Source organism: Ahrensia kielensis DSM 5890 (genome assembly GCF_000374465.1).
GTDB classification, from domain to species: domain Bacteria; phylum Pseudomonadota; class Alphaproteobacteria; order Rhizobiales; family Rhizobiaceae; genus Ahrensia; species Ahrensia kielensis.
In genome coordinates this window covers 1-9566 of the sequence record NZ_KB894539.1, presented here as the reverse complement: position 1 = coordinate 9566, position 9566 = coordinate 1, and the positions used below count along the sequence as shown (strand labels likewise).

The 9566-nt window shown below is 48.3% G+C and carries 8 protein-coding genes and 2 pseudogenes; 4 read left to right on the top strand and 6 right to left on the bottom strand.

All coding sequences use genetic code 11. The annotated features are described in order from the left end of the window. Nucleotides 1–133: 133 nt before the first annotated feature. The 4 genes and pseudogenes from C504_RS0116810 to C504_RS18455 form a co-directional block, all read right to left on the bottom strand. Nucleotides 134–601 carry a hypothetical protein gene (locus tag C504_RS0116810; protein WP_026317605.1) on the bottom strand — a complete coding sequence of 156 codons (468 nt, stop codon included), beginning with the start codon at nucleotides 599–601 and terminating at the stop codon, nucleotides 134–136. Nucleotides 602–626: 25 nt separating this feature from the next. Beyond that, nucleotides 627–755, bottom strand: coding sequence for a recombinase zinc ribbon domain-containing protein (locus C504_RS19160; protein WP_425393392.1), 129 nt, complete (start codon nucleotides 753–755; stop codon nucleotides 627–629). 21 nt (nucleotides 756–776) lie between these two features. After that, nucleotides 777–1196: a recombinase family protein gene (locus C504_RS18460; RefSeq protein WP_026317604.1), complete on the bottom strand. Its 420-nt coding sequence runs from the start codon at nucleotides 1194–1196 to the stop codon at nucleotides 777–779. Nucleotides 1197–1283: 87 nt separating this feature from the next. Beyond that, nucleotides 1284–1559, bottom strand: a pseudogene (locus tag C504_RS18455) (recombinase family protein); the annotation flags it as partial. A 187-nt stretch (nucleotides 1560–1746) separates the two neighbouring features. Between C504_RS18455 and C504_RS0116795 the strand changes: the two are divergent. Then, nucleotides 1747–1950: a hypothetical protein gene (locus C504_RS0116795; RefSeq protein WP_018690528.1), complete on the top strand. Its 204-nt coding sequence runs from the start codon at nucleotides 1747–1749 to the stop codon at nucleotides 1948–1950. Between the two features lie 284 nt (nucleotides 1951–2234). Here the strand turns inward: C504_RS0116795 and C504_RS0116790 are convergent, their stop codons facing one another. After that, entirely contained in the window at nucleotides 2235–2468 is a 234-nt protein-coding gene (locus tag C504_RS0116790; protein ID WP_156815992.1) for a hypothetical protein, read from the bottom strand. A 1696-nt stretch (nucleotides 2469–4164) separates the two neighbouring features. Then, a pseudogene (locus C504_RS18990) lies at nucleotides 4165–5078 on the bottom strand (IS3 family transposase); the annotation flags it as partial. A gap of 195 nt (nucleotides 5079–5273) precedes the next feature. Between C504_RS18990 and C504_RS0116760 the strand changes: the two are divergent. From C504_RS0116760 to C504_RS0116750, 3 genes are all read left to right on the top strand, one after another. Continuing rightward, nucleotides 5274–6545, top strand: coding sequence for a DNA cytosine methyltransferase (locus C504_RS0116760; RefSeq protein WP_018690520.1), 1272 nt, complete (start codon nucleotides 5274–5276; stop codon nucleotides 6543–6545). Nucleotides 6546–6669: 124 nt separating this feature from the next. Then, nucleotides 6670–7566, top strand: coding sequence for a DNA cytosine methyltransferase (locus C504_RS0116755; protein ID WP_018690519.1), 897 nt, complete (start codon nucleotides 6670–6672; stop codon nucleotides 7564–7566). Next, nucleotides 7553–8632, top strand: a complete 1080-nt coding sequence (locus C504_RS0116750) for an HpaII family restriction endonuclease (protein WP_018690518.1) — start codon at nucleotides 7553–7555, stop codon at nucleotides 8630–8632. The genes C504_RS0116755 and C504_RS0116750 overlap by 14 nt, the downstream gene beginning before the upstream one ends. Nucleotides 8633–9566 lie beyond the last annotated feature (934 nt).

Here is a 9566-nt window from a genome sequence, read left to right as displayed (position 1 = left end):
GCTTTTTTGCATTAAGCTCATAACCTGAACTGCTCTCGGCATTTGCTGCGCAATTGCCTGCCTTAGCAACGGGATCGCAGAGGCAAAACCAATACTAATTCACCAATAATATTAACGGTTTGAGTTTTGTCACTCAGGCTTTTTTACGTTTGGAGCCCAGACTGAGCGACAACAGTCCTGCAAGGGCGCCATGAAGGTGGACGGATAGTTTGCCCTCTGGCTCCGTTGGCGCGAGCACAATCCGATCCACCAGACCACGCAGGGTGTCCTTTGTCTCCAGCATGCCACCAGGTTCCTGAAGTTGCGAAATGAGATCGCTGACTTTATCGCGGTAGGTCTCCGCGATCTTTGGGTGGATGCGGATTGTTGATGGGGCTGGCGTCAAAGGCCAGCATCCAGTCTTGACTTGATCGGCTGGGATGCCTGCGAGGATCGCGTCGACCAGCTTGGCATGGTCGGCTTTAACAATCGCCAGTTCTTTGATGAGGGTATTACGGTTCTGCGAGGCTGAGGCCTGCAGACGGTTGCGCTCCTTGGCGTATTCTTCGCAGAATATCGTCAAAGCGTCTTGATCCAACAGGTTGTTTTGCGCGCGCACCAAGCACAAGCCGTTCCAGTTACTCTTGTTAAATCATCGCCATGTTGGTGCAGCAAGCTTTGCCCTTGTTGCGTGCGGTTGAGCAGCCAAGGCTGTGTTTGTTCACTTTTGTAAATCTGCCCCCGCATTGACCGCAGGTCATAAGGCCGGAAAACAGGGTTTTGGGCTGGCGGCGGTCTTAGCTAGGAGTGTTGATGTTTTTGACCTTCATCATCCCTTGGCGTGTCCGCACAGCTTCCCAGAGGTCTTGGTCAATGATCCGCAAGTCTGGGATATCTGTAATGACCAAGTCCTCTTCTGGATTGAGGGGCGATACGCGTTTGCCTTTGTCTGGGGCTTTGGCGTAGTTGAGGCGGTTCCATATCTGGCGGCCGATATAGAGTTCATTTGTGAGAGTGCCGGTGCCGCGTTCACGGTTGCCGTGAATGGTGGAGGCGCACCAATTGCGCCCTGTGGGGCCAGCGATGCCTTCAGCGATATTCTTGGGCGACAAGCCTTCGGCATAGTCTTTGAATATCCGTTCAACGATGTGGGCTTCTGTTAGATTGATCGTGCGGTCACCAGGGTGTGGCTTGCCAGTCGTATCGTAATGGACCACGTTCTTATAGCCATAGGCCTTGCCTCCCGCAGATTTACCCGCGAAGGAACGTCCTTTGAGGCCACGATGCGTTTTGATCGCGAGGTCTTAGATAAAGAGCGAGTTCATCGTGCCTTTCAACCCGATGTGCATCTCGGAGATCATGCCCTCAGAAACAGTCTCGATCATCACATCGCGAAACTGCAGCTTTTGATAGATGGCGGCGATATCGGCCTGATTGCGCGACAAGCGGTCAAGGGCTTCAGAGAGCACAACATCGAAGACATTGTCTTGAGCATCCCGTAGTAATTTTTGAATGCCACTGCGCATCAGACTTGCGCCAGAAATTGCTTTGTCAGAATAGACGTATACGACCTCCACCCCCTGCCGTTCGGCATGCTAACGAGAGGACCGATTCTGGTCGTCAATCGACGCATCATTCTGCATGTCGGTTGAAAAGCGGGCGTAGATTACGGCGCGAAGTGAGGCTGTCATGAATAATATCCAGTGCTAAAATTGTGGGCTTATTTGGTAGAATGGCGAGATTTGGCGTTTTGGCTAGGTTTGCGTCATGGTCGTCGCGTGCGGCATGGCGGGCGAGGGCGCGGATCAAAGCGTAGAACTGCTCGTTTTGTTGGGCCGTCTGGACACTGCAACAGATGGTGCCGGTAGCACCTCCTTGTCGCTTGCATGTGTCTTTTGGTCCCGTGCTATGGCCGAGGTCTCCCGCCCGTTCCAGCGCTGCGCCGGACGGTTTAAAGTGATGTGCTTGTAGCTGGAGATTTGTCCGGCGGTGTGGGTATCATTATACTGCATAAGGGGACCTCATGGGGTGAGCTAAGCGACTGAATTTATGCGCTGAATGTCGCTTTAATGTGGATAACTGTTGTGTCGAAAAACTTTATCTAAAACTTTGCCTCCCTGTTGAGTGTATAAAAATAGATATAAAAAACCAACTTTTATAAAGCTGAAAAAATCCGGATTTTTGCAAGCCTTGCTGATCGACGGCAAGGGGACCAGCTGTGTTGCCACTGGTCCTCTTGCATTTGATCGATCAGTTTAGGCGAGACACTTGAAGACTTCGATCTCAGTGATGCCTACGACCTCATCGTCGGGATCGCACTTAAAGACAGGTAAAGCCGCAAAGGCTGCGATGTGAGGGCATGCCCATTGCATCAACAAAGTGCGCTGCAGCTTGGTTGTCGCCGTGTGGGGCCGTTCAAGCTGTGCTTCAAAGTATTCTTCCATCTGTTGATGGATTGCAGGTGCCGTCGCTGCGTTGCTTGTGCGCATTGCGTGCAAGAATACCGCGATGCGGTACAATAGAACATCTTGTGATGTCTGGACGGGCACAGGGTGCGCAGATCGTGCAGGACGTCAATCAGGCGGTCTTCGGCGCGTTCGGAGTCCTCGTGTAAGCTGTGTCTGAGCTGAAACCTACATCCTCAAAACCACGGTCGGCGCTGACATATTCTGCAAGGATTGGCAAAAGTATTGAGAACGCATTGGTGATTGCCGTGTTGTGAGGTGGTTCATCGAGGGGACGTAGCCCCAAGTCTGCAGCAAAAGTCGGTGTTGAAACTGCGGCGCGAGTTTGGTCTTTCTGCCCGTTGGGCAGCAATGATAGGATTGACAGTAGCCATTGTGTGATCTCCTTAACCAGATCGTGCTTCGGTGAGGCCGGCTTGCCACAGTTTTGACGCCCGTGTTCGCGTACGTCTTGCCGAAGATATTCGGAGCGCCTTGGATGCCTATGCGGAAATGTTGGCTGAGATTCGTGAGATGGTGACCAGTAAGATTGGCATCACTTATACGCGCGCGCTGCGCTAAGATGCCAGCACGCTTTATACTGAGATCCATTCCCATTCTTTGACGTCGGCAGAATACCTTGCCAATATGGACGAGCATCGTCCGATAATTGTGAATTGGGGGAGGCGTGGGCTGGCTGATTTTACAACGCGCATGCCTGAGGGGATCGATTATACGTCGGTGTTTCACCTCGATGAAGGGCATGTCCACATCCAAATTTTGGCGATGAATACCCCAGACCCTAAACTTAACGCAAACAAGCTTCATGTGGAGAAAGTCGTGGGTGCAGCCTTCAGGGAGAGACATGTTGTATCGCTGGAAAAGCCTGAACTGGCAAAGCGCCCTCGTAAGCCCAAAAGAAGAATGATAAAAAGCATAACAAGGCGCTGAGCGCTTGGGAGACAGATTGTTCAGAAGTTGAGGCTGAAAATGCGAAACTGCTGCTTGAGTGGTAAGATGCAAATAAGGAGCATTTGAAAGAGAGGCGCCGCAAACGTGGCCGTTCAACGGTTCAAAAAGTCTATGGCACGGCCCACATTAAGATGCAGGATGATTATTTTGAGCGGTTGGGAAACCCTGCGGGTTTTTGCGCCACGGGCCGCGTTTGGCGCGCAAATGGACCAAACAACACACGGCAGAAAAGAAGCAAGCCAAGCGCATAGCAGATGACATGGCATAACTGGAAGCTCAGCGTGCAGAGCATGCCGTGATCGATGCAGACCTTGCCGCACGGGCCAGTGAATTGGCGGCAACTGAGGCCAATATCTCCAAGCGGGAGAAGGCACATAAGGCCGACGTAGCCGACGCAGCGCAGGTCTTGGAGCGTGAGCATGCCGCCATCCGCCGCGCAAAACTTGCAGACAGGAAGGCACGTGAGGACAAAGCTGCAGAGCTTGCTGACAAAGAAGCCAACATTGCCTATCGTGAAGCAGAGCTGATCAACGGCTTTGTCGGCCTTGTGCTGCGCTTGACGAAATGGGGGCAGGGCGGGGGGCGCCCGAAGTGCAAGAGGATGACGGGCTGGGGGGGCGGTTGGTAAGGGAGTGGGATTGGCGTGATACTCGACATGAAGAGCGAACAGCGGCGATGCTGTAATGCGCTTGTTCCAAGAAGCTGCCATTCGCCACGCCGCAGAAATCGGTAAAGAGGGGATTGTTACTGCTGTTCGCTGAGGTGCCCCTAGATTATGTTTGCTGAGAAATGATTGCCACTCTGTACTGGTGAACTGGGAGCCCTGATCGGAATGGATCATCACTTTCTGTTTTGGTTTGCGCCGCCAAACAGCAGCTAACAATGCCTGTAAGTCAAGATCTGTCGTCATGCGTGATTGCATGGACCATGCCCACAAAGCGCCTTGAGAACAGATCAATGACGACAGCCAGATAAGACCAGCCTTCGTGCGTTCTAATGTAAGTGATATCGGTCACCCAAATCCGATCAGGTGCATCGACTTCAAACTGCCGATCCAATTTGTTGTCAGCGACAACAGCAGGCTTACCCCTATAACGACCAGGACGGCGTTTGTAACCGATCTGCGCTGTGATGCCCGTTAGACGGGCCAAACGTGCAACGCTGTTCTCTGAGCAGGTCTCACTTTGATCCAAAAGATCATCGTGTAATTTGCGGTAACCGTAGACTTTGCCGCTGTCAGCCCAAGCTAGTTGGATCAGATCGGTTTGACGCATGTCTTCCTGCGCACGCGGGCATAACGGTTCTTTAAGCCATGCATAGAACCCGCTGAAGTGAACCATCAGTACGCGACACATTGAACGCACAGAAAACTCCGCACGATGAGCCTCAATAAACGCGTGCCTCACTGAGACTCTCGCGCGAAGTACACAGTTTCCTTTTTTAGAATGGTACGCTCTTCTGTGACACGCGCCAGTTCCCGCTTTAGGCGTTTGATCTCTGCAGCCTGCTCCGCAACCCTGGATCTCACTCTAGACGACTTCGAAAACTGCGCCTTCAAGTGTACAGTGACTTGGTGCTGACCCCCAGCGGCTCAGCTACTTCACTGACCGCGTAACCACGCTCAACAACCAGTGCCACAGCGTCCTGCTTAAACTCATCCGTAAAACGAATACCGTAGTTCATATCGTCTCTCCTTGGTTCCAAAATTACCAAACAAAGCTCCTATAAATCTAGGAGCAAACATGAGTAAGCCTCGCGCAATATCCTCATTCGGTTCGTCTTGAGGCTATTTAAACCGTAAAACGTTTCAAACCAGTGTTGCATCATTTCTATAGTAGCGGTTATCTGATGCATTAATTGGACCTGAAGGAATGACTTATGTTTTCAATTGACCTGTTTGCTGGATGTGGAGGGCTTTCGCACGGGCTACGTAAAGCAGGGTTCGAGTGCCTTTGGGCTAACGAATTTGACAAAAGCGCGGCTAGTACATTCAGGAACAACTTTCCCTTCAGCCATGTCTCTGAAGATGACATTCGATCAATTGATGCGAGCGATATAAGGAATTCTTTAAAGCTTGCGCCAAACGACTTGAATTTGCTCGTGGGGGGATTCCCGTGTCAGGGGTTCTCGACTTACGGGCAAAGAAATGTTGATGATGAACGCAATCAACTCTACGTTGATTACATTCGATTTGTGGAAGAATTTCGCCCCAAGTATTTTTTGATAGAAAATGTTGTAGGCATCTTGTCGATGAGTGGTGGCGCCGTGGTGCGAGACATTTGCCATCGATTGGAAGCGCTGGGCTATACATGCGATGTTCAGACCCTTCAGGCAGCCGACTACGGTGTTCCACAACTCAGAAGGCGAGTATTCATTTGCGGCCACCTCGGCGACCAAGGGTTTCGCTGGCCGACACCTACACACGGTGAAAGCACAGAGTTAAGTCTCTCAAAAGAGGGAGGGAGAAAGTATGTAAATGTTTATGAAGCAATTTCAGATCTTCCGTCGGTTGCTTTAAAGCCAAATCAAGCACATGATATTCTAGACTACCCCGAAGTTCATAAACTTTCCGATTATCAGGAAAGAATGCGCATTGGAGCTGTAAAGTTGCACGATCATTCCGCGAAGCAAATGATGAGCTTTCGCAAGCTGAGAATCATATTGATGAAGCAAGGAGGCTATGGTTCAGACTTATCGAAAATTGATATTTCTCAACAGATCCCTGCTGAAGTTAGGTCCGAAATTGTTGAGGATTGCGGTCTTCGACGCCCGCTTCATTTATGTCGAAAGCAAGATCAGGAAAAAGAATTGGCGCTTCGTCAGTTGTTGGAAAAACCCGAGCTTACATATGGCGATCTTATCGATATCATTGGCAGTGGTGGTTTCGCCAATAAATACCGCCGTTTGGATCCATCAAAGCCATCCCACACTTTAGTCGCGCATATGGCAAGAGATTGTTCAGACTTTATTCATCCTGACCAAAATAGGTTTATTACAGTTCGTGAGGCTGCCAGGCTTCAAAGTTTTGAAGATACCTTTACGTTTAAAGGGTCACAATTCGCACAGCTCAAGCAAATTGGCAATGCGGTGCCGCCTGACCTTGGTTTTGCAGTTGGTAAATCTCTGGCTGAAGCAATATCTCTTGGTTAATAGAGGAATATATTTTGGCCGTAGCTCTAAAAACAACTCCAATGTGAATTCGTTGTTCATATTGCTGTGTTGTTTGTTTGTGTCGGGCGACCTACAGTTGCGCGAAAAATAAGGCTCTAGATCCATGAAAATTAAATTCGTTGACCTTTTTGCGGGTATTGGCGGCTTTCATCAAGCTTTCCATGGCCTCAATGAGCTTGAAGACTATGATACAGAGTGCGTTTTTGCATGTGAGATAAACCAATATGCGCGATTAACTTACGAGGCAAACTTTTCGGATATCAGCCCTGCACTTTTTTCAAACGATCTGTTCGCGCCAGATGTGACTGCCGTCGATCTAGCTACTGTGCCTGATTACGATATTTTATGTGCGGGTTTTCCATGCCAGCCTTTTTCACAAGCGGGTTACAAGCGCGGTTTTCAAGACGAAAAAGACAACCGAGGAAACATGTTTTTCGCAATTGTCGAGTTTTTGAAGGCCCACAAACCCAAAGCATTTTTTCTCGAAAATGTACGCCATCTCATTCGACATGATGAAGGCAAGACATTTGCAACCGTTGAAAAAATACTCCGCGAGTTGGGTTATTCGTTCAAGTACAAGGTCGTAAAGGCTTCCGAATTTGGTTTGCCACAGCATCGCCCACGCGTTTTTATTGTTGGCTTTCGCGACGACATAAAGAATCGGGACGAATTCGTGTTTCCTGAACCTCAACCCCTTAAAATTTTCATGAGCGATATATTTGGCGAGCCCTGTAATAAGTCGGTGGGCTACACTCTTCGGGTCGGGGGGAAGGGCTCAGGTGTTAACGATCGAAGGAATTGGGATGCCTATATGGTGAACGGTGGTGTCCGAAAGATTACCTCTGTTGAGGGACGAAAAATGAATGGGTTCCCAGATGATTTTGTATTCCCAGTGTCTGAAAGTCAGGCAATGAAGCAGCTTGGTAATTCTGTTGCTGTTCCTGCGGTTCAAGCCACCGCTAAAAAAATTATAGAGGTTTTGAAAAATGGCCAACGATAACGCCGCCAACAAGGGAGAGTGGAGCGAACTTCTTGTTTTTGTAAAGGTCGCATATGATGCATTTATCTTCATGAGTGATGCCAAGTTGCAGCCGATTCCAGATAAGCGTTTGAAGGTTGATAACATCGTACGTGGTGACGTTATTTTTAGGGTATCGGATCCCAATACCATTTTTCGTTCGGCACCACTTGACCAAGAAGTTCAAATTTCAAAACCGCAACTTGCTGGAAAGATTACTCACTTTACCGACGAAATTATTGCAGCAAGCGGAGCTTTTAAAAGCCAGTGGGGCAACAATCTTCTTGACGAGTTTCATCTTTCCAAGGTCAAGGCCGATGCAAACAAGAAGGCAGATATTGACCTAACAGTTTCCGATCCAAAAACGCTCCTCAAGTCGGAAGCTGGTTTCAGCATAAAGTCTTATCTTGGAAACCCTAGTACTCTGTTAAATGCTTCAAGAGACAACACAAATTTTCAATTTCGCATTGAAGGTTTCACGGGGGACTCGAACACAATTAACCAAATTAGCGGAAGTTCTAAAATACGAGATCGGATTACGGCGATAATTGAAGGTGGTGGAAGATTTGTCTTTTCTAAATCCAAGGGGGACGTTTTTAACCGAAACTTGATGAAGATTGATAGCTTGATGCCATCAATCCTAGGCAATCTAACTCTGGCAAATTGTATTGTCGTGAAGCAAGGAAAGAAGATATCTGATGTCGTCCATTCGACTGAGCTCCAACGGCTGAATTCCAATTTGCCTATAGATTTGGGTGCCGATTTAATCGCCTACAAAGTGAAGATGTTGTTGCTAGATATAGCATTAGGAATGGTGCCAACAAAGGTGTGGGATGGTCGACAAACTGCTGACGGCGGATACATTGTAGTGAAAGACACGGGTGACTTAGTGTGTTTCCATGTATATAATTTCGGTGATTTTTCCGACTACCTTTTCGATAATACCAAGTTCGATACGCCATCAACTACACGGCATAATTTTGGTTTTCTTTATATGGAAGACGGAGAACTGTTTTTCGACATTAATTGCCAGATTAGGTTCGTTTAGTGGGCAATAATCCAGCTCATACTCGCGACATTTTTGAAGCATGTACGTAATACCTGTTCGCGACGATTTCGCCTTTGAGTTTTTTACTCTTAACGTGGTTGCGAATTGTTTTTTCACATATTGCCGTGACATCAGAGGTTGCCGCCGAGCTAGGTACGGACATGGTGATTTATGCTAGGATCGAAATGCTGACCTCGAACTGGCTGTCGGGTGAGCATTCTTGGCGAGAATTTTAATGCACATACGTATTTTCGGTCAATCTTAATATTGCTCAGGCTTGTGAAATAGTGTCCAAGTCGTGCTCCCGCAACCAAAATAACACTAAAGCCTCTGATTTATCAGGGGCTTTTTTGCTTTCAGCTCATAACCTGAACTGCTCTCGGCATTTGCTACGCAATTGCCTGCCGCAGCAACGGGATCGCAGGTTCAAATCCTGCTCCCGCAACCAAATTAAATCGTCTGGCGGTTTTTTATGACCTAATTTTACCGACCGCGAACGGTTGTAAGCGCAAATGTGGATGAAGTCGCATGGATGCACAGTGCGTGCGATAACGTTGGTTGTGCATCATTCATCGATAGGCGTAGCTGAAACATGTATGATGAAGATATTCATAGTGGGCTTTGGCTATGCTTTTCATGCAATTCTTAAAATAATCGACGTTGAAGTAAAGAAATGCAAAGACGTCCGCGATTTTAACAGGGGTGTTTGTGATTTTCTGACGATATAAATTCTGCGCTATGAGCTCATATATGTAAACGGATCATCATGTTCCTGAGGGGAAATAAGGATTCCGCAACAGGAAGTTAGCGGTACTTATTGTTACGTATTTAAGGCCCTGAAAGAAATGTCATAAAAAGTACAAAAAAGGCATTTTTTGGTGTTGACGGTTAGTTGTTGTTAGGCTTATAAGGCGCTCACCAACGAAGGCGGCTT